Raw genomic sequence first — 21,170 nt, 5'->3', positions numbered from 1 at the left:
ATCAGGAAAACAACCGCTTTTTAAGGTTGAACTGGTGGCGGCAACTAAAGAAGTACGCCTGAATAATAGCGTGTTTTCTGTTCATGCAGATAAACTTCTGGAAGATATTGATCACACGGACTTAATTTTTATACCGGCCATCAGCGGAAATATGACCTGTGCGCTTCAGCTCAATCAGGAATTGTTGCCATGGATTACTAAACACCATTCCAGGGGTTCGGAAGTTGCTTCTTTGTGCATGGGCGCATTCTTGCTGGCATCCACCGGCCTGCTTGACGGGAAAAAATGCTCTACCCATTGGTTATTTGCCAATCAGTTCAGAGAAATGTTTCCAAATGTTGATTTGGTTGACGGAAGTATCATCACAGAATCACAGGGAATTTATTCTAGCGGTGGCGCAAATTCTTATTGGAATTTGTTATTATACCTGGTAGAGAAATATACAGATAGAGATACCGCAATTTTAGCAGCCAAATATTTTGCCATAGACATAGATCGGGAAAGCCAGTTGGCATTTATGATGTTTCAAGGCCAGAAAGGCCACGAAGATGAGAAAATTAAAAAGGTGCAGGAATTTATCGATGGAAATTATCAGGAGAAACTAACCGTTGATCAACTGGCAGACATGCTGGCTTTAGGTAGGCGAAGTTTCGAACGCCGGTTTAAAAGTGCGACAAAAAATACGGTGATAGAATATATCCAGCGTGTTAAAATTGAAGCTGCAAAAAGAAGTTTCGAATCGAGCCGTAAAAATATTACAGAGGTGATGTTTGATGTGGGTTATACTGATAATAAATCTTTTAGAGATGTATTTAAAAAAATCACAGGATTAACGCCTATTGAATACCGTAACAAATACCATAAAGAAGTTCCGGTATTACAAGCCTGATATTTTTTAAAAAAATTACTGTTTCGTACAATATTTTCAGATCTCGGCGTTTATATATGTGAGAGCGTTAATTTAGATGACGGGGATGCTGCCTATAATGGTGGAATCCCCGTTTCTTTTTCTAGCGGTTTTAAATTTTGGCCACAAAAAAAGGGACAAAATGTCCCTTCTTGATATATGATGGAGTTACGAATTTTAAGTGTTTAAGTCTGAAAAATCTGCTTTCTTTTCTTGCTGGGTATTTTGAAAATTGATCTTTCTTTCTGGTTTCAACATCAGATATAAGCCGAGGGCGATAAACGCCAAAGCGCCGGTTATTTTTGAGATTTCAAAATCGAATATCACAATATGTTTCAGCGTAAAAATTGCTCCTATAATGGTTAAAGCTAACCAGCCACTACCCTGAAAATTTTTACGATAACCCATCCATAAGCCAGCGCCTAACATAATGGTGTGCCAGCTTAAAATCCAACGTGGGATATCGAGGCCAGAGTTTCTAAGTAAGAATACTGAACCAATTACAACAATTAAAATTCCTAAACCTAATTGTTTGTCTGCCTGATTTTTTTTGATGAAAGTTTCCATAACCGTTTTGTTTTATGATTCAAATGTATCATGGAATTAATAGCTGAAGAATGGCTTTTCCACCAATCAGTCAAAAACGTCGGTAAGTGAAATCAAATCGTCGGTTAAAATTTTTAGATGTTTTCAGTAAGTTCTAATTTACCGGTAGAAATTACTCGAAAACCATGATTTGATCTCCGGTACTCATCATTACTTTAGAAGTCAGGTTGATGAAAATACCGTGAGCCAACAAACCATCTACCTGGTTTAGTGCTGAAGCAAGTTTGGCAGGATCATCAATCAATCCAAAATCAGCATCAATAATGAAATTACCATTGTCGGTAATGAAAACCTCATTATCCTTTATTCTTTGAACGGCTTTGCCTCCCAAAATCAACATTTGATTAAACACATATTGATAAGCCTGTGGAACAACTTCAACAGGCACCTTAAATGCACCCAGCTTTTTTACCTTCTTTGATGCATCGGTGACAATAATTGAATTTTTACTTAGTGATGCCATTATTTTCTCGCGGAATAACGCTCCGCCTCCACCTTTGATTAAATCTAATGATTCAGTAAACTCATCAGCGCCATCAATACTGATGTCTATGAAAGATAACTCTCCCAGTGATAGAACTTCAATGCCTAAAGATTTTGCGAGCTTTTCGGTATGGATAGAGCTTGCAGCAGCTTTAATTTCAATCCGTTTTTACCATGATTCCTAGTTCCTGTATGGCAAATGTTGCTGTAGAACCGGTTCCTAAACCCACAATGTCACCATCTTTCACAAATTTTACCGCAGCCTTTGCAGCAGCCAGTTTTTCAGCATCTTGGTGGGTTGTTTCCATGAGTTAAAAATAGAAAATTTTTTCTGCGGATTTGAAATTGAAATTTGCAGATGGAATAAACATACTAAGTTAATGTTGCTCACCGAAAACGAGCGAAAGCAGAAATGAAAAACACCTTAAACAAAAAAAATTATTGCAGCTGTGCAATAATTTCATTTTACAACGTTTATATAATTGAGAGCGTTAATTTAGATGATGGGGATTCTGCGATAATGTGGAATCCCCATTTCTTTTTTTGATCTTATTTTTGGGGTAAAATCGGACTGTAGGTAGCAAACTTCAGTCCGATTTTTTTTATTTCTCTGTTGATAATGAATAAGGAAAATCAGCCTGGTTTGAACCTCTCGTTTTATTCGGCGTTGCCGACATGTTAAAGTTAAACACTGCTCCTTTTTGCAAACCACTATGGCTGATCCAGTTTTTGCTGTAAGGCTTACCATTCATTTGCAATGATTGTACATAACGGTTGCTATCGCTGTTTGCTGCTGCATTAATTACAACTTGCTTACCATTCTCTAACGTTAAGGTTACCTTTTTGAATAAAGGCGCACCCAATACATACTGATCAACAGCAGGTGTTACCGGATAAAATCCCATCGCAGAGAAAACATACCAGGCAGAGGTTTGTCCGTTATCCTCATCACCGCAATAACCATCAGGCGTTGCTTTATACATTCTGTTCATGGTTTCGCGAACCCAATACTGTGTTTTATAAGGCGCACCACCGTAGTTGTACAGGTAAATCATATGCTGAATAGGCTGATTTCCGTGAGCGTACTGACCCATGTTGGCAATTTGCATCTCACGTATTTCGTGTATGACACCACCATAAGCGCTCTCATCAAATACTGGTGGCATAGAGAAAACAGAATCCAGTTTGGTTACAAATTTATCATGACCGCCCATCAATTTTGCTAAACCATCAACATCCTGAAAAACCGACCAGGTATAATGCCAGCTGTTACCTTCGGTAAATGCGCCACCCCATTTAAAAGGGCTGAACGGACTTTGGAATGTACCATCCTGATTTTTACCTCTCATCAATCCAGAAGCCGGATCGAAAAGATTTTTATAATTCATGGCTCTTTTCTTGTAGATGTCAATTTCAGAAGCAGGTTTATTTAGCGCTCTGCCTAGTTGATAAATCGTGAAGTCATCATAAGAATATTCTAAAGTTTTAGCTGCGTTTTCGTTTTTCTTTACATCGAAAGGCACATAGCCTAATTCATTGTAATATTTTACACCATCGCGTCCAACGGCCTCCATTGGACCTTCATTGTTAGCACCATGTTTTAAGGCTTCCCACAAAGTCTGAATATCGTAACCACGCAAACCTTTGATGTAAGCATCAGAAACTACAGACGCTGAATTGTTGCCGACCATAATATTTGCATAACCAGGGCTGCTCCACTCAGGCAACCATCCACCCTCTTTATAATCGTTAATTAAACCTTCCTGCATTTCTTTGTTAATCGATGGATAAACTAAGTTTAAGAAAGGATATAACGCTCTGAAAGTATCCCAGAAACCTGTTCCAGCAAACATATAACCTGGTAAAATTTTTCCATTGTATGGACTCCAATGCACAATTTTATTGTTAGCATCTAACTCATATAATTTGTTAGGGAAAAATAAGGTACGGTACAGGCATGAGTAAAATGTACGCATCTGATCAACAGAACCACCTTCTACGGCAATTTTGCTTAAAGTTTTGTTCCAGATTGCCCTTCCTTTAGCTTTTGTTGCATCGAAGCCATCATTGGCCAATTCTCTTTTTAAATTTAAATCTGCCTGTTCAAAACTGATAAATGATGAAGCAACTTTAGCCGTAACCTGTTCGCCTTTTTTAGTGCTGAAACCGATAATAGCACCGCTATGATCACTTTCCAACTCCAGTTCATTATCCTTAAGTTTATTTCCGCTCCAGGTTTTAGCCAGCTTAAAATCTTTATTAAAATAAATAACAAAATAATTTTTGAAATTTTTAGGCAACGGCCCACGGGCATATTTAGTGGTATAACCTATAATTTTGCGTTCGGCAGGAATAATTTTAATGTATGACCCTTTATTAAGCGCATCTACTACTACATAAGAACTATCCGTTTTCGGGAAAGTGAATCTAAATTGAGCAGCTCGCTCTGTTGGTGTAATTTCAGTAGTTACATCAGCATCTGCTAAATAAACGCTATAATAATATGGTTTAGAAACTTCAGCTTTATGGCTAAACCAACTTGCACGTTCATCATCGGTAAAACGTAATTTACCGGTAACTGGCATAATTGAAAAAGCGGCATAATCATTCATCCATGGAGATGGCTGATGCGTTTGTTTAAATCCGCGAATTTTATCAGCATCATAGGTATACGCCCAACCATCACCCATTTTACCAGTTTGTGGAGTCCACATGTTCATTCCCCAAGGCAATCCAATGGCTGGATATGTATTACCATTTGATAAGCTGGGTTTGGATTGTGTACCCATTAATGGATTGATCCAGTCTACCGGATCAGTAATTTTGCCAACTGTTTGCGCAAAACTTGCAGATGCTGCAAAGCTCAACAGGGCGATAAATAATTTTTTCATTTGTTATTCTTATTGATGTGTTTTGGTTGTACAATTTTAAAGTTCCGGATTTTTCACATATTCTGCCCAAAGTGCATCCAAATCTTTACCTGTTAAGGTTGTCCATAATTCTGGTTTATAACTATGGTTTCTTAATGATGCATCTACCGCTTTGATGGTACCCGCTTTTACATGTTTTTCAATCCAGGCAAAAAAACGGGCTGTAATTCTATAGCTGTTTTTATAAGTATGTTCTGGTTTTAGTGCTGGCAAGGTCCATTTAGCGCCGGCATTATCTACGCCGAATTTGTAACGGGCATAATCTGCAATTCCTTCAGTTAACCAACCCGGCCCAACACTGTTGCCATAATCCTGAACAATGTGCATGACCTCGTGTGTCACCACATCAATATCTTCCGGGTGTTTGTCCATCCAGATTGAACTGTAGGTTACTTTTCCATTCGATGTTGCCGCTACACCTTTGTAAGCGGTATCAACTGAAAACTTAACAGATTTTAAGGTTTTAGGATTATATTCTTTTGCCAGTTTTGGATAGACTACAAAAAATGTTTCAATTAAACGAGTTTTCAACTTCGGATCGAGTGCTGAATAGTTGCTCTCGAAAGTTAGTGTATAGCCGTTGCGCTTGATAACTTCTTGTGCATTCGATTTAAATACCGTTGCGCAAGTGAAGATAAATAATAAGGAAAGAAATGTTTCTTGTTTCATTTGATAAAGGTTTGCTTATTTAGTTAGCATATTGTTCTGCAAAATAAATATAATATGTAAAACGTTTTAGTAAACCTTAAAATATTTTTATAACATTTTTGTTCGGGAGATTTAACAGCATTTAAATCCGCCTTAAAAATAAGAAAGGAAGTTTGCGAAATACCCTTCGGCATAAGCAGACTTCCTTTCTTATCAATTGAAAAAATTAGTTTTTTTAGTCGATATCTTTATTTACCAGGTACATTGCCCAAAGTTCGTCGACAGTTTTTCCTGTAATTTCTTTCCAGGAAGCCGATGAATACGTGTCATCTTTCAGTTTCGCATTCAGCATAGCAATGGTATTCGGTTTTTGATATTTATCTATCCACAGCAAAAACCGGGCAGTTACTCTGTACCCCATTTTATAGTGCTGAAATGGTGCAGCTGGAGGCAAACCCCAATCGGCAGCTACGTTATTAAGACCGTACTGAAATCTACCGCAATCTGCCAAGCCTTCTGTTAACCATTCCGGGCCAAGCGCTTTAAAACTCTGGACAATGTGCATCAGCTCATGCGTTACAATATCAGTGTCTTCCTGATGCTGAGACATCCAATTGGCGCCAATCAATATCTTTCCATTTCCAGAGATGGCCACTTTTTTATAACCTGTATCAATTGAAAGAATAACCCGTTTAGGTGCTTTTTCATTATATGCCTTTACCATTTTAGGGTAAACTTCGAAAAATGTGTTTATCAATTTCTGACCAAGCTCTTCGGAAATCATGCTTGAGTTATCCATAAAAGCAAGTGAATATTCACCACGTTCTATGAGTTGATCGCCCTGGGCGGCTGCCTTTATGGTAAACAAACCACAAAGAAAAGAGAGCATTATTAAAGATTGTTTCATTTCAACTATTATTTACTTAGATTTTTTATCACTATATTTTAGGTTGACCTTATCAGGATTTTTACCATAATCGTCCCAAAGCTGATCAATATTTTTGCCGGTTAAATTAACCCACGATTGCTCGGTGTACTGATGTGCCCTTAACTGCTGATCGAGACTGGCAACTAAGCCTGATTTAACATTTTGTTCTAACCAGGCAAAAAACCGGGCTGTGATGCGGTAACTGTTTTTGTAACTTTGTTTCGTGTTATAAGCTGGTAAACTCCATTTCGAGCCTACATTATCAACGCCATATTGGTAACGAACATAGTCAGCTATGCCTTCTGTTAGCCATACCGGACCAGCGCTATAACCATAACCCTGAACAATATGCATTGTTTCATGAGTTACCACATCAATATCCGTTGGATGTGCTTTTAAATAATTGGCACTAAATAAAATACGGTTTCCGCTGGCTTCGGCAACAGCCTTGTAAGCTGTATCAACCACGAATAATACATCATGAGTTGATTTCGGATTGAATTTTTTTACCAGTGTAGGATAAATTTCGAAATAGGTATCGATGAGGTTCTGTCTCACTATGGGATCTAGTAACGGATCTTTGCTGATAAAGGTAAGCCTGTAACCCCTGCTTTTTTTAGTACTGTAAAAAGACCAGCTTTTTGTCAATGCCTCTTTAAATTCGGCGTTGATTTTCTTTAGTGATTTCCCTTTAATCCATTCACTGTTAACCTTTATTTCTCCTGCTTTCGCCTTGATCGTTTCGGTTTCATTGTTTGCTACTTCGAGCATCACATCTCTTTTCGTTCGATAGCCATCAGCCGAAGCAAAACCAGGGTATAATACGTTAAACGCAAAAGTTAAATGACTTTTAGTTTCCACATCCAATACATTCGAAGGATCGGCAATGGTAATCGTAAAGTCTCGTTTTTTCTGAGCCATTGTCGCAACACCGAAGGAAACGAACAAAAACAGAATGAAAAATTTTTTAATCATGATCATGGATTTCAAAGTAAATGAGCGTGCATTCGCAAGATCATTTTAAAATTTATTGTTTTTAATTAGTAAGTAATACCCGGAAAATCGGTTTTGGCTTTGGCCAACATTGGTGCCCAATCTGTGCCTTTCTCATCCTTTGCGCCAAAGGCACTTAATGCCAGCGGTGCCAGATTAAACTTAGCAGCGCCGCTCCAGAAATGTATAAATTCTCCAAAGTTCATTTTCCTGGTATATTGCTGATAGCCTTTACCCTGCACAACTATGGCTTGTTTTGGGAAATGTTGAGACAACAAGGTGAAGAAACCATTTAAAACCTTTGTTTTACCATAGTTTTCGTAAATGGGTAGAAACCAGTTTTTGAACCACTGGGTACCTGCTTTGGGATAACTATCGGTAACTGTCATCATTTTATTATACCAGCGTTGTGCATCAGCAGTTCTGTTTAATCCAATATAGACATCATACTGATAAATTTCCATCCACTTGCTGTCATGCCAGATATCGAAAGCAGGCGACTCCTTAATTCCTTTTGAAGCACCTTCTACAATATGTCCGATTTCATGTGTAGATAAATCAATATCATTTTCTACACCAGTAACCCATGCATCTAAGCTGTTGCTGCCACAATCTGTTACGTTTCTAAAATCGTGGCCACCATCTAAATAGGTTCCCGGATGGCCACCACTGTATTTCCCAGCATGATATATAACAAATAATCGGCTATCATCTCCAAATTTACCATAGTTTTTTTTTGTATAGTTCCACGCTTCAGCCATATAAGTTTGTGGCCAGGAAATGGTTTGCTTGACGTCGCCATCATAGTACACAACTACACTGGTATCATAATAAATTCTATTTAGTAATTGATTATGTTCAAACCAATGCTCTTTCCAGGTTTTCGATGGCGCATCAGGCGGATCTACGGCCACTACTAACGGTGGAGCAGGCTTGGCATTTTCAACCGGCTCGTCTTTGCTATTGCAGGCAAGCAATGCGAAGAGTAAAATAATTGACGAAGCAAATATGTTTTTCATAGTGTAGATATAGGATTAAAATAATAGCACCGGATTTTGGTCCGGTGCTATTTGCTTATATAATTACCAACCTGTATTTTGAACAATTACAGGCACTTTTTGTATTTCACCATTTGGTATTGGCCACAAATAATGTTTCTTTTGAAACACTCTGTTTTCTACCACAATAGGTGTAAAAAATCCAGGTGCATTTTGGGTAATGTTTAAACCTCTGATTTGAGTATCCGTAGTTTCAGCAATTTTCCATTCTCTGGTGTAGAAATAACGGTCCCACTCAAAAGCAAGTTCCACACGTCTTTCTCTGCGGATGGCCTCTCTCATATTTGCAGGAACAGCAATTGCTCCCGTACCACTTCCATAAGGTGCAATACCTGCTCTGGTTCTAATTCTGTTTAAATAAATTAAAATATCAGGATCTGAAGGATTTGTTTCTTGTAAAGCTTCAATATAATCCAGATAAATTTCTGCCAACCTGATCACAGTAAAAATCGGTCTGCCAGTTGTCCAACCCGCAACAGTAAGGTGCTTTCTTGAAGTATACCCTGTTTTAGTGTAGTCATTATTAGCAATGGCACCTTTACCAGCATTACCGCTATTGGTAAAATCGGTGATGATGTTTGATTGCGGATTGATCCATTTACGACCACTGTAAGTAATGTTAGCATAAAAACGCGGTTCACGGTTCACGAACATATTACTTATTGATCTTGCCGCATTTTGATCATTTGGGTCTGGTGCCTGAAAACTCGACATTCCGTTAGCAGTATAAGTTGGATCGCTTTCAATTGGCAAACCATTAGCGGTAAAAAATGCATCTACCAATTGTTGAGATGGTGACAGGAATGAACCGCCTTTATCACCACCTGAAGCACCGTTATGATTTGGTGCCAAAGAGTATTGGTAAAGCGTTACATCACCACCTCTACCAAAAATAACCTCCGAATTCCAGCCATTTAAGAAAACATCTCTTGTAGCAATGAAAGCTCTGTTAAAGGCTGTATTCGGTAAGCCAGATGGCGTAGTGGAAATACTGTAAAGTGCATAGCTAGAATAATTAGGGTTTTCTAAAAATGCTTTAGCTGCAGTTGCCAATCTTGTCCATTTAGCTGCGCTGGCTGTTTGACTAATCAATTGTTTACCATCTTGATTTCTTAATGCTGCGTAATCTGTATTTCCATTAAACAGCGGGCGAGCTGCGGTAAGTAAAGTCTTAATTTTATACGCGTCAGCAACTGATGCCGTGATATGCCCAAAATCTTCATTCGCTTGTGGGGTTGCCGGTAGACCTGCCGCTGCTGCTGTGAGCTCAGCTACTACATAATCTACACACTCATCCATTGAGTTACGCGGTTTACTGATTACCTCTAAAGGTGCATCTGATTGAATCGGATCGTTACCCAATAAAACAACAGGGCCATATTGTCTGATCAAATGGTAGTAGTATATCGCCCTTAAGGCTCTGGCTTCATTGAAGTAACGATTCACAATGTCAACCCCTCCTATGTTACAATCTGTACATCTGGTCACATTGGCCATAAAGGTACTTGCAGCCTGAATTCCCCGGTAATAATTTTGCCAGTGATAATTTACCTGACCGCTGGTTGCATCCCATGCACCTGTATTAATATTTTCGGTAAAGTTTGGCAAAGTATAGTCAGCTTCATCAGAAGCAGCTGTCCATGGGCCACTGTTTCCCAATGCACTTGGTGAACGATCTTGATTTTGATCAGGTAAGGTTGAATATACGTTAGCCAAAGCCTGATCTACAGTACTTTTACGTTGATATTGTTGTTCGAACGTCAACCGATCATCGGGCACTTGATTCAAAAATTTCTTACAGCTGTAATTACCAATTACCAGTAAAGCCCCAGCTGTATATATAAATATTTTTTTCATTCTGTTATGTTAAAAATTTGCGGTTAAACCTAAAGAGTAGTTAGAGGTTAATGGGTATCTGGTACCATTATTGGTGTTTAGCTCTGGATCCCAAAGTTTGAATTTACTGATGGTAAACACGTTGTAACCCATACCATAAATCCTCAGGCGTTTAATACCCAGTTTCTTAATTCCCTCTTTCAGGGTATAACCTAAATCTGCATTTTTTAATCTTAAGAAACTGATATCGCGAAGCCACCAGGTACTTGCCTGATAGTTATTGCTGTTTGTTCCGCCGTATGATAAACGAGGATAAACAGCATCCTGACGCGGGTTGGTTGGAGTCCAACGATCTGCAGCAACTGCCAACATGTTACCTAAGCCACCAGAATTTGCAAATGATGGTATATTTAACAAGATATCAGCATTATCCTGACCTTGGAAGAACATCCCGAAATCGAAGTTTTTGTAGGTTAATGAAAACCCAAAACCATAGGTTGTACTTGGCAAATCGCCTCTTCCAATAATTGTTCTATCAAATGAGTCGATTTTTCCATCGCCATTTAAATCTTTGTATTTGATGTCACCCGGCATTAATGTACCAAACTGCGTTGGACTTGCATTAATTTCTGCCTGACTATCAAATAATTTTTCGGCGATATAACCTACACGGGTAGCAGCCAATACGTTAAATCCTCTTTGCTCCATCCATGGATAAGCTTGTGGTGCCTGATCATTCTCAATCACCTTATCTTTATTGAAAGTAACGTTTGCTCTTAAATTTAACGCCCAGTCTTTATTTAACTGTGCATCGTATTGAATGGTTCCGTCTATACCTTTATTCTCTACAATTCCTAAGTTACCGATTGGTGTGTTTGCTAAACCGATGTAGTTTGGCACTGTTCCTCTGGTAATGAATTGATTTTTTCTACGTTCCTGAAAGAAATCGACAATTAATGATAAGTTGTTATTAAGGGTTTTCAATTCGAAACCTAAATCCTGTTTGCGGGTTTCTGCCCAGGTAACGTCTACACCATAAGCCGTTACGCCCAAACCACCGTTTGTAGTATTGCCTCCTGGAGTTATATTTCCGTTTTGACCAAAGGTATAACTTGGAGAGCCGCCAACTTTTGTTAAATAGTAGAAACGCTCACTTTCGTTAAGTACATATCCTCCACCACTACCACCACTACCTACAATACCATCAGAATAGCGGAATTTTACCATTTGAATTGCGTTTTTTAAAGGCTCGAAAAATTTCTCGTTCGATAATAACCATCCTACACCAAAGGCAGGAAAAAATCCGTAACGCTTATCAGGTGCAAAGTTTTCTGAACCATTATAACCAACGTTTGCCTCGAAGAAATATTTATCATCATAAGCATAAGTAGCACGACTGGCGATACCCTGTAAGCGATATGGCAATGAAAGCGTTAAATTACCGGCAAAAGGTGTGGTATTGTCGTTTTGATTATATAATAATAAACCTGTTACCGCATGTTTACCGAAGGTACGGTTGTAGTTAACGGCAGCCTCCAGATAAATCTTTTTATCGCCACCGTTACCAATACCATAATTCAAGAATTCCTGTCCCTGAAGGATCAATCCGTATTTGTAACCCGACGCTGGATTTCCAGGTACGATGTAGGGGTCATTTGGGTTAATCCTAAACAAACTTTCTCTTCTTGTTCTGTTCACCGAACTGTTGGTGTTTACATCAAAAGAGAACATTGTGGTTGCTGATAAACCAGGCGTAAGTTCTTTTAAATCTTGCGTTAAACGGATATTTGAATACAATTGCGTAGTGTAACCAACACGGTATCCATTTCTGGTTACATCTCCATAAGGGTTACGCTGATCGGCTTGCGGACTAATGCCGGGCAAACTTCCGTTTGGATAAAGCACTGGAAACGAAGTTGGGTTAATTAAAAAAGCCTGATTAAAAATATCTTGGGCTAATAAATTACTTGGATAACTTGTTTGTGCCAGAATTCCTTTAATCCCTAAATCCAACTTCGTTGTTCCGGTAATGTCCCAATTTAAATTGGCACTCACGTTATAACGTTCAAAATTTTGTTTAGCGGCATCATTTACGGCCTCGTCGGTTTTAAACAAACCATCTTCACCATAATAACCTAGCGAAACATAGTATTTTGCGTTGCTAACGCCGCCTGATAAGTTTGCAGTTGCAGATCTGTTTCTACCAAAATCATTGTAAATGGCATCAAACCAATCTACATTTGGATAAAGAATAGGATCTACACCCGATGCAGTTTTTTGAATTGCATCGATAGAATATGCCGGAGTAAAGGCTCCTGCTGCACCACTTCTTAAATAATCAGAATATCTGGCTTCGTTAGCAAGGTTCATATAATCCACACCATCAATTAAATCTGGTTTTTTAGTGAAGCGACTAATACCTTCATAATATTCAACGTTGATACGTGGCGCACCGATTTTTCCTTGTTTGGTATTGATTAGGATTACCCCATTTGCACCGCGAATACCATATACTGCCGTTGCAGCAGCATCTTTAAGTACAGTGAAATTCTCTACATCGTAAACGCTGATATCGTTCAGGTTACGGTTTGGAACACCATCAATAATTACCAATGGCCCCCTGTCATTCGCAGTTAAAGAAGATACGCCACGGATGAAAATATCTGAGCCATTCTGACCAGGTTCGCCATTTCTGGATACGTTAACTACACCCGGGATACGACCAGCCAATAACTGACTCATACTGGAAACCGGCTGTCTTAGTTCGGAAGCTTTAACAGAAGATTGAGCACCTACCAAACTTTCTTTCTTTTGGGTACCAAAACCCACAATTGCCACCTCTTCAAGGTTGGAACCAGTTGTTTCTTTTAAACGAATGTCTAAGACAGTTTGCGTACCCACTGTAATTTCTTGCGTATCGTAACCTACGTAAGTAATAATCAGTACTGTATTTTGATCAGGAACGGTAATGGTAAAAGCGCCGTTAACATCAGCGGCAGCACTGATAGAAGACCCTTTTACCTTTACACCAGCACCTGGTAGCGGTAGGCCTGCGGCATCTTTAACAATACCTCGTATGATAATATCAGCTTTGGCAGGTTTAGCCAATACTGAACTTTTTATATTAACAGCAGTGGCATTGGCGTTTGCATAAGAGAACCCACCTAAGGCTATGGTTAATGCGATAGCCTTTAGTGCGCAATCTTTAAGCCTGTGCCTGCCCTTGATTAAGTTTTTCGTTTTCTTCATAATATTTATAGTAAACAGGTTACTGTTGTTTGGTCTATTGATTAGTTGTTTTTGCTTTTATCAGCAATGCAGAAGTATTTGTTTTTATTCAGCTTAATGATATTAATGATCAACTATTGCTGTTCTGCAGGCACTTCAATTAAACGCCATTCAGATAATTGAAATAAGGAGCCACTACTTACAGCAGAAATGCTAATTCTGTAATGGTTGTACAGTACCAGGTTTTTAAAGCTGTAGGTTTTAGTTAAGTTACGGCCGGAGAATGTTTCACCAGCTCGGGTATCTAAATCTACCCAGGTAGTACCGTCCATCGAGCCGCTAAATTTCCAGTCTTTCGGATCTCTACCTGGTGCATCGCCACCAGAAGTTAAGGTGTAAGAAGCAACCTGCTGAGGAGAAGGGAATGATAACTGCATGTAGAAATTGGACTGATAAGGATTGATCAAAAATTTTGAATTGAAATCATTATCAATCACTTTTGCCGATCCTTCTCCGCCCGAGGCTCCAGCGCCATTTTCAATGTTTACTGTTAGATTGGCTTTAGCGGTAACATCTACCTTAGCTTTCCAGGTAAAAAGATCTACTGCCGGATACTCTTCCTTACCGCAACCCAGCAATAATACTACGGACAGGCAGAGACCGAAAGCCCTTTTGGTCATTTTTAAAAGATTCATAAATTAATTGGTTATAGTTGTTTAGTTATAAATTTTTCAATGTTTTGCCGTTCTATCAGGCATGAAGCATCGCTAATGGAATATTTATTAGTTTCCCATTTGATGATCTCAGTTTGCACTTTCCATTCCTAAATGAATAGTCATCAGAAAATACAGCCGATTAGAACTTAGATTGATTCGAATTTGCTTTCGAAAAAACAAATTGATTTAACGCTATGCTTCAGGTTTGAAAAGTCATTACGTGCTGACTTGAAGCATGCGTTATGTGCTTTGGTTAAGTAGAGTTTTGGTCATAGTTGGTTTGGTTTGGTTTTGGATTTAACAATAGTGGAATAAGAAATCAATTTTTTTAATTCATCGATCTGGTTTGTTAGTCAATAATAATTAGTTTGGCATCAGACTAAAACGTTTTAGTTTTTTATCCTTAAAAAAAAGTATCGGCCAAACAGCGGACACCTTATTCGAAAGCAAGGAATTTCACCCCCTTAAAACTAAAACGTTTTATTAAACAATAATAAAGATTTACTTTTCAAAAGAAAAATTTATTTCAACATTATATGAATTATTATTTTTTTAGGTAGAAATACGGATGAAAATGCAAAATTTCAAGATTAAAATGCCGATATCCAAACTAAATTTCGATAAATCTTTAAATTTTTTATCCAGGAATTTTGATTCTACCGAGATATCTTACCAAAATCAATGGACATTGCATAAAATAAGCTAGGCAATCAGTTAAATCAAACTTACATCACATCTACTGGCTGCACCTATCAACGCAGCATGCTCTTTCAATTCAGATATTTTAATTCCTGCATAGATGTCATTACCCTTTAAGGTCGCAATAAGCTCTGGCGAGAATTCATTAAATGCCTGTGCAATATTTCCACCAACAATTACTGTATCAATTTTATGCTTATTGATAATCGGAATTAAAAATTGCGCCAGATTATAACCAAACTCCATGAAAACCTGTGTTGCCAAATGATCGGTTTTTGCAGCACCAACCAACTCTTTCACGCCATCCAAACTAATGCCACTTAATTGAGAATATCTTTTTACAAACCAGCGTGTTGCTAAATAATCTTCAGCAATACCATCTAAAAATGGAGAGTTCCACAGTGCTGCATCAGTTGCTTTATGATTAATGCAAAGAGAAGAGCCTAAACCGGTACCTAATGTTAGTCCTAAAACATTGGCATTTCCTTTCGCAGCACCAGCAAAAACTTCACCCTGCAAAAAGCCCGCTGCATCATTAATAAAATGAATATTTTCTGATGGAATATCTAATCGCTTTGCTAATTCGTCTTTGACGTTAACCTGGTACAATGATTTAAACTTATCCTGATCTTTAATTAAGGAAACGCCAAGTTCATAATCGAAAGGACCCGGCATTGCGATTCCTATCAATCTTGATTCAAATGGCAAGCCATCAAAAGCATCATTAATAATCTCCACCCAGGCGTTTAATATCACTTCTTTACTTTCCTGCGAATTTACAGCACTACGCTTTATCGAATTCTCAATCAAAGTTCTTTTTTCCAAATCAATTAAGGCGGCTGTGATGTGCGAGCCACCAATATCTACACCTAATGCTACAGGCTTTTCCATTCTTTTCTCTAAATATTTCTGTAAAAATAATTTTTTCTAACCATTACTAAAACGTTAAACTAGTTTGTTAATGAAAATGGCTTATCACTTTCTGTTAAACCTTTATCCAAAGCAGGTTTATCGCTCATTTCTAATTTTAATGTTCCGCCCTTGAGTAAATCCTGATGGGTAATAAAAGTGCGTGTGTAAGATTTACCATTCAAGCTGGCAGACTTGATATACACATTTGATGCACTATTTCCCGGAGCATCGATCACAAACTTTTTCCCGTTTTCCAGGTTAATGGTGGTTTTTTTAAACATTGGGCTACCGAACACGTATTCTCCTGTTCCAGGCGTAACGCTGTAAAAGCCCAATGCACTTAACACATACCACGACGAGGTTTGTCCCTGGTCTTCATCTCCAGGATACCCGTTTTCGGTCGCGTTGTATAATTTGCTCATTACCTCCCGTGCATGAAACTGAGCTTTCCACGGTTGATTGGCATAATTATACAAATAAACCATGTGCTGAATCGGTTGATTACCATGTGCATATTGCCCCATGTTTGCCATTACCATCTCCGTCATCTCGTGAATCATACCGCCGTATGTACCCACTTTCACTTTATTCGGCTGCGAAAATACAGAATCTAACTTAGCAACAAAATTTTCATTGCCGCCCATCATGTTAATTAATCCTTTTGTATCCTGAAAAACCGACCACTGCCAGTGCCAGGCATTGCCTTCTGTAAAGGGTCCACCCCACTCGATCGGATCAAAATTCGGCGCCCATTTTCCATTAACATCTTTACCTCTCATAAAACGGGTTGAATGGTCATAAACATTTTTATAATTATACATCTGGCGCTCAAAAATATCCATATAAAATTTATTACCAGTCATTTTTGCAAGCTGATAACCACAGTAATCATCGTAAGCATATTCCAACGTTTTTGCTGTCGCTTCGCGATATTTTGGATACGGGACATAACCTAACTGATAATATTCTCTCCAACCATCACGTCCGTTTGCAGGCCCCCAGGGCCCTTTATTGGTTGCTTCATGCAGATAGGCCTCTAAAGCTTTGTTCGGATCGAAAGTGTGTAAACCCTTCGCCCATGCATCGGTAAAAAGTGAAATGGCATGATTGCCGATCATGCTTCCAGCCTCGCTCGGAAACGACCATGAAGGTAGCCAGCCACATTGCTCATAGGCCTCAGTCATTGCTTGCATGTATCGTCCGTGCATCTCTGGTTGAACCAAAGTATTCAGTGGAAACTGGGCCCTGAAGGTGTCCCAAAATCCTGTATCCGTATACATATAACCTGCATGAACCGTTCCATCATACGGACTAAAATAATGCGGTTTACCATTCGCATCGATTTCGTAAAATTTTCGTGAGAAAAGGCTTGCTCTGAAAAAACACGAGTAAAACGTCTCCATGTCGGCTTTAGTTCCGCCTTCAACCACTATCTTCCCTAACGATTTATTCCATACTGCTGCAGCTTTAGCTTTAGTTTGTTCTAAAGTTTTGTCGGCCCCTAGCTCTGACCTTAAATTTAATTCGGCCTGTGCCAGACTAATGTATGATGAAGCCGTTTTAACCTGAACTTTTGTACCGGCTTTAAATTCGATATAAGCACCCTTACCAAGTCCATCTGCCAAAGTTGAATCAGGATTAATGGTGTTTTTTCTGTTTTCCCAGGTTCCGTAAGCTTTAATCGGTTGATCAAATTTCAATACAAAATAACTCTTCCAGCCTTTTTTAAAACCTTCGCCATTATTTACATAACCCGTTATTTTATTTTCCTTCGGATAAATTTGAACGCCACTTAAACGGGTGTATCCATCCAGAATCAGAAAACTTTTCTTTCCCTTTGGATAAGTAAATCTTAAATGTGCGCCACGTTCTGATGGCGAAATTTCAGTGGTAATCTGATTATCTAAAGTAACCTTATAATAATTAGGTTTAGCAATTTCATTGGCATGACTAAACTTGGTTTCACGTTGATTTTCATCAACAACCAATTGGTCAACCATCGGCATTAACGAAAATACCGCATAATCTCTACTCCATGAACTGCACTGGTGCGCCTGCTGAAAACCCCTAATCTTATCTTTAAAATATTGATATTTCCATCCATCTCCGTTTCTGCCCGTTTGAGGCGTCCAGGTATGCATGCCAAAAGGCAGCGCTGTAGTGGGATAAGTGTTCCCCCTGGTCAGTTCGTGTTTGGAGTTTGTTCCCTGCAGGGTATTGACATAATTTACCAAATCTATCTGTTGCGCCAATAACCCTTTGGCAGCAAAACAAATTAAAATGGTGGCTAAAAATTTAAGTTTCATTTGTGTGGTTGATCAATTGTGTATTTATTTTTCGCCTCAGCGAAAATCAATGTCTTGTTAATGAGTGCGCTCTGCTCAAACAACTGCTTGAGCGATGTTTTTCCAGCGCAGAAAACTCATTTATTCTCTCTTAGGAAGGCATAAAATGATAAAGTATTTAACTTACCAGCTGATGTTAACGTTCACGCCTTCGCTAAAATTTTCGAAGCCCAATAAAAGCGTCTTCGATTTTTCATCCCAATTATTTTGCGTAAGCGATAAATTTTTACCTCCTGTACTTGCTGTAATTTTTGTGGGTTTACCAGCTAATAAAATGCGCATGATGTTATTTGTTTTAGATGGGCTCTTTGCTAAAAACTGATAGGATTTTTTGGTCGAAACTTCATCGGTTATTCTCGCCGCTGCTGCCAAAACCTGCGGTTTATTTTTATTTTCAGTTTTGTTAACATCAAATAAGTAAGCCTGGGTATTGGGTTGGATAGTTTTCGTATTTAACACAGGGAGTGCAGGATCAAATAAATCAATAAAAGTCCCGTTTAAAATTAAAGGTTCTTTGCTCTGACTTTCATCTAAAACAGCTGCAATAACAAATGGGCCACGCTCTAAAACAAAATTGTTCTTTACAATAAATTTACCCGCTTTCGCATCGTTCTCGTACGCTCGTTTAACGTTAACCATAAAATCTTCATCGCCATTGGCTTTTAAAATAAGTTCTTTTGGATCTTTACGAACCAGATAAACCTTACCTTTACCCACTTCATAAATGCCCCCACTTTCGCTTTGCGGAACATTCAACAATCCAAACAGATGCTCAGAAGGTGCCTTAAAAGTATTACCATTGCTATTCCACCATTCTTTTACATTTTGAAAAGGGTCGTTATCTCGTCCATAATAAAGCAGTACGCCCCCATTTTTCACCCATTTAGCCAATTCCAGGTGAAAATCAGCTGATAAAGGCTTCATGTTTGCATAACTCATGATCAAAACCTTTATGTCTTTTAAGGTATTTTTATTGGCAAGATTTTCAACATGTACGGTTTCTACCGGAATACCTTGCTTCAGCAAGGGAATAGCCATTCCATAAAAGTTTGATAATTGTGGATCATCATATCCCTGATGGGTTGGAAAACGCTGAAACATCATAGAATTTGATAGCAAAACGCCAATACCATGACTTCCATTTAATGTATTTTTTGATAATGGCATTTGATTTAGGGAATTGACCATTACCTGCATCTGCGTGGCATAAGCTGGTGAAATCGGCTGACGTTCTTTCATTCCCTCAACCGGAAATTTACCTCTGTAGATACGGTTCGGCCATGGCATTACCTCATAATTATCAACCATTGGATATAACAATTCTGCAGTGAAAGTAGCCTCATAGTTCACTTTGTAATCATCCCATGATCTGGATCTGTCTTCAATAGGATCGGTTAAAAAATAAATCTTCCGGCCTGTTGGTGCGGTCATCGAAACCATTGATCCGTATTCCAGAAAGGCATTTTCGAAAACACGTTCCTTTTCCACTCCATTATAATAAATTGGTTCACGCGAGGTTCCTGTCCATACCTGGGCAATGTAACCATCCATACCTTCCAAATTAGCTAAACTGGCTTCCGGACTTACAATCTGCCATGAAGAGTAGTTGATTAAAGAATGTGTAGGCACGAAACATTTTACCCGTTTACCTTTGCTTTCACTATATGTTTTTACATAACTAAAAACTTCTTTAAGCGCATTGAAGTAAAGCTGATATTTTAACTTAGACGATAAATAAGTTGCCTCTGGCGATTCATGCTGAGCCATCCATGGGAAACCATAATATTTTTGCCACTCATCTTTAAAAGTCTGGCTGTAACCGGCCCGGGCCCAAAATTCTGGCTCCTCGAGATAAATTGCTGTTACACCAGCATCAATAGCCCGTTTTACATGGGTTTTCATGTAAGTAAGAAATGTAGCCGTTGGTACAATGTAAGGTACATTTTTACCATGCCAGATGGTTTCGCCATTACGCATCATCTGACCTTCATCCAGATGATTTTTTCCATCCCATTCACCCAGGAAGTAATCTTTATATTGTCCCCAGGCAATTCCAGTCATGAATTGGACTTCATAGCCTTTATCACGATATCCCTTCACCCGCTCTTCAAACTTTCCGCCATCATCATTTATGCCATACACCATTGCGATATCTGAACGTACATCGTAATCAGGACTCCAGGGTGCAGAAACCTGAAAGGAAGTTTTTTGCTTGGATTTTACCTGAGCAGCAACATTGCCTTGATGCATGTAGGCCCAAGCCAAGAATGAAATTGATGCGTAGAACTTTAACTTTTTCATAGCTGCATCTAATTAGTTGGAGCAAAAAGCTGCATAAATGCAACAGCACTACTCGATTCATACGATTGAACAATTCCTGTTGGGCAGGGAACTTTATAGTTTCTGTGCATAATGCCGCGGCCGAAATCCCGGTTGCCCCATGCGGTATTAGCATTAAAGACAGCCCATTTTGCATAATCACCTGCAGGATAAGCTTTGGCTAAATCTGCTAAGTATTGAGCAAAGATTGCTTTTAATACGCCTTGTTCGTTCCAATCTCCCTCAGCGGGTAAAATCCCGCTCGGATCGCTCATGGTATTTTTGGTGTAATTTGCAGCAATTTTGGCATCGTCTAAATAACTTTGCGTATTGGTATTTTTATACAGCAGCACCGCAGCACCAATCGCTGTGCCCTGGTTGTATGTATAATCTTCGAAACCCGGATTATTGTCGCCAACCTTATGGTCAGCCACTCTGCCTTTCGCAATATCAAACAGGTTTATTCTAGACCACGCATAAATATCTTTTGCTTTTGTGAGATAAGCTTCATCTTTCGTAACGTTGTATAATCGCATGGCCGCAATTACCGTAGTGTGTACGT

Annotated in this window: 16 protein-coding genes; 1 reads left to right on the top strand and 15 read right to left on the bottom strand. The window is 38.8% G+C overall.

The genetic code is table 11. The annotated features are described in order from the left end of the window. A partial coding sequence (locus tag ON09_RS13345; RefSeq protein ID WP_010601571.1) for a GlxA family transcriptional regulator occupies positions 1-889 on the top strand: 889 nt, incomplete at its 5' end. A gap of 195 nt (positions 890-1,084) precedes the next feature. Here ON09_RS13345 and ON09_RS13340 read toward each other — a convergent pair. From ON09_RS13340 to ON09_RS13275, 15 genes are all read right to left on the bottom strand, one after another. Further along, entirely contained in the window at positions 1,085-1,474 is a 390-nt protein-coding gene (locus ON09_RS13340) for a LiaF transmembrane domain-containing protein (protein ID WP_010601570.1), read from the bottom strand. Between the two features lie 151 nt (positions 1,475-1,625). Further along, complete coding sequence (rpiA, locus tag ON09_RS13335; protein ID WP_316927804.1) at positions 1,626-2,132, bottom strand: ribose 5-phosphate isomerase A; 507 nt, start codon at positions 2,130-2,132, stop codon at positions 1,626-1,628. 22 nt (positions 2,133-2,154) lie between these two features. Continuing rightward, positions 2,155-2,304: a hypothetical protein gene (locus ON09_RS25695; RefSeq protein ID WP_010601568.1), complete on the bottom strand. Its 150-nt coding sequence runs from the start codon at positions 2,302-2,304 to the stop codon at positions 2,155-2,157. Between the two features lie 294 nt (positions 2,305-2,598). After that, entirely contained in the window at positions 2,599-4,887 is a 2,289-nt protein-coding gene (locus ON09_RS13330; protein ID WP_010601567.1) for a GH92 family glycosyl hydrolase, read from the bottom strand. Positions 4,888-4,923: 36 nt separating this feature from the next. Continuing rightward, positions 4,924-5,595, bottom strand: a complete 672-nt coding sequence (locus ON09_RS13325) for a basic secretory protein-like protein (RefSeq protein WP_010601566.1) — start codon at positions 5,593-5,595, stop codon at positions 4,924-4,926. 214 nt (positions 5,596-5,809) lie between these two features. After that, positions 5,810-6,481, bottom strand: a complete 672-nt coding sequence (locus tag ON09_RS13320) for a basic secretory protein-like protein (protein WP_010601565.1) — start codon at positions 6,479-6,481, stop codon at positions 5,810-5,812. 12 nt (positions 6,482-6,493) lie between these two features. Beyond that, entirely contained in the window at positions 6,494-7,477 is a 984-nt protein-coding gene (locus ON09_RS13315; protein ID WP_238533676.1) for a basic secretory family protein, read from the bottom strand. A gap of 65 nt (positions 7,478-7,542) precedes the next feature. After that, positions 7,543-8,514, bottom strand: coding sequence for a hypothetical protein (locus tag ON09_RS13310; protein WP_010601563.1), 972 nt, complete (start codon positions 8,512-8,514; stop codon positions 7,543-7,545). Positions 8,515-8,577: 63 nt separating this feature from the next. Continuing rightward, the gene (locus ON09_RS13305; RefSeq protein ID WP_010601562.1) at positions 8,578-10,410 is read right to left on the bottom strand and encodes a RagB/SusD family nutrient uptake outer membrane protein; all 1,833 of its coding nucleotides are present in this window, start codon (positions 10,408-10,410) and stop codon (positions 8,578-8,580) included. Between the two features lie 9 nt (positions 10,411-10,419). Further along, positions 10,420-13,638 (bottom strand): SusC/RagA family TonB-linked outer membrane protein, encoded by a 3,219-nt coding sequence (locus ON09_RS13300; RefSeq protein ID WP_010601561.1) that lies wholly within the window; start codon positions 13,636-13,638, stop codon positions 10,420-10,422. Between the two features lie 113 nt (positions 13,639-13,751). Beyond that, the gene (locus tag ON09_RS13295; protein ID WP_010601560.1) at positions 13,752-14,312 is read right to left on the bottom strand and encodes a discoidin domain-containing protein; all 561 of its coding nucleotides are present in this window, start codon (positions 14,310-14,312) and stop codon (positions 13,752-13,754) included. Between the two features lie 735 nt (positions 14,313-15,047). Continuing rightward, positions 15,048-15,923 (bottom strand): ROK family protein, encoded by an 876-nt coding sequence (locus ON09_RS13290; protein ID WP_010601559.1) that lies wholly within the window; start codon positions 15,921-15,923, stop codon positions 15,048-15,050. Between the two features lie 59 nt (positions 15,924-15,982). Next, complete coding sequence (locus tag ON09_RS13285; RefSeq protein WP_010601558.1) at positions 15,983-18,250, bottom strand: GH92 family glycosyl hydrolase; 2,268 nt, start codon at positions 18,248-18,250, stop codon at positions 15,983-15,985. 162 nt (positions 18,251-18,412) lie between these two features. Beyond that, positions 18,413-20,590, bottom strand: coding sequence for a hypothetical protein (locus ON09_RS13280; protein WP_010601557.1), 2,178 nt, complete (start codon positions 20,588-20,590; stop codon positions 18,413-18,415). Positions 20,591-20,598: 8 nt separating this feature from the next. After that, on the bottom strand, positions 20,599-21,170 hold a 572-nt coding region (locus ON09_RS13275; RefSeq protein WP_010601556.1), incomplete at its 5' end, for a glycoside hydrolase family 76 protein.

Origin of the sequence: Pedobacter agri PB92, from assembly GCF_000258495.1 — a bacterium.
Taxonomy (GTDB): Bacteria; Bacteroidota; Bacteroidia; order Sphingobacteriales; family Sphingobacteriaceae; genus Pedobacter; species Pedobacter agri.
This window is presented reverse-complemented; position numbering and strand designations above follow the sequence as displayed.

Bases quoted from the DNA above. Each gene is read 5' to 3' on its own strand.
- ON09_RS13295 (WP_010601560.1), bottom strand. From the start codon at position 14,312: ATGAATCTTTTAAAAATGACCAAAAGGGCTTTCGGTCTCTGCCTGTCC.
- ON09_RS13305 (WP_010601562.1), bottom strand. From the start codon at position 10,410: ATGAAAAAAATATTTATATATACAGCTGGGGCTTTACTGGTAATTGGT.
- ON09_RS13285 (WP_010601558.1), bottom strand. From the start codon at position 18,250: ATGAAACTTAAATTTTTAGCCACCATTTTAATTTGTTTTGCTGCCAAA.
- ON09_RS13310 (WP_010601563.1), bottom strand. From the start codon at position 8,514: ATGAAAAACATATTTGCTTCGTCAATTATTTTACTCTTCGCATTGCTT.
- ON09_RS13315 (WP_238533676.1), bottom strand. From the start codon at position 7,477: ATGATTAAAAAATTTTTCATTCTGTTTTTGTTCGTTTCCTTCGGTGTT.
- ON09_RS13320 (WP_010601565.1), bottom strand. From the start codon at position 6,481: ATGAAACAATCTTTAATAATGCTCTCTTTTCTTTGTGGTTTGTTTACC.
- ON09_RS13330 (WP_010601567.1), bottom strand. From the start codon at position 4,887: ATGAAAAAATTATTTATCGCCCTGTTGAGCTTTGCAGCATCTGCAAGT.
- ON09_RS13300 (WP_010601561.1), bottom strand. From the start codon at position 13,638: ATGAAGAAAACGAAAAACTTAATCAAGGGCAGGCACAGGCTTAAAGAT.
- ON09_RS13340 (WP_010601570.1), bottom strand. From the start codon at position 1,474: ATGGAAACTTTCATCAAAAAAAATCAGGCAGACAAACAATTAGGTTTA.
- ON09_RS25695 (WP_010601568.1), bottom strand. From the start codon at position 2,304: ATGGAAACAACCCACCAAGATGCTGAAAAACTGGCTGCTGCAAAGGCT.
- ON09_RS13290 (WP_010601559.1), bottom strand. From the start codon at position 15,923: ATGGAAAAGCCTGTAGCATTAGGTGTAGATATTGGTGGCTCGCACATC.
- ON09_RS13280 (WP_010601557.1), bottom strand. From the start codon at position 20,590: ATGAAAAAGTTAAAGTTCTACGCATCAATTTCATTCTTGGCTTGGGCC.
- ON09_RS13325 (WP_010601566.1), bottom strand. From the start codon at position 5,595: ATGAAACAAGAAACATTTCTTTCCTTATTATTTATCTTCACTTGCGCA.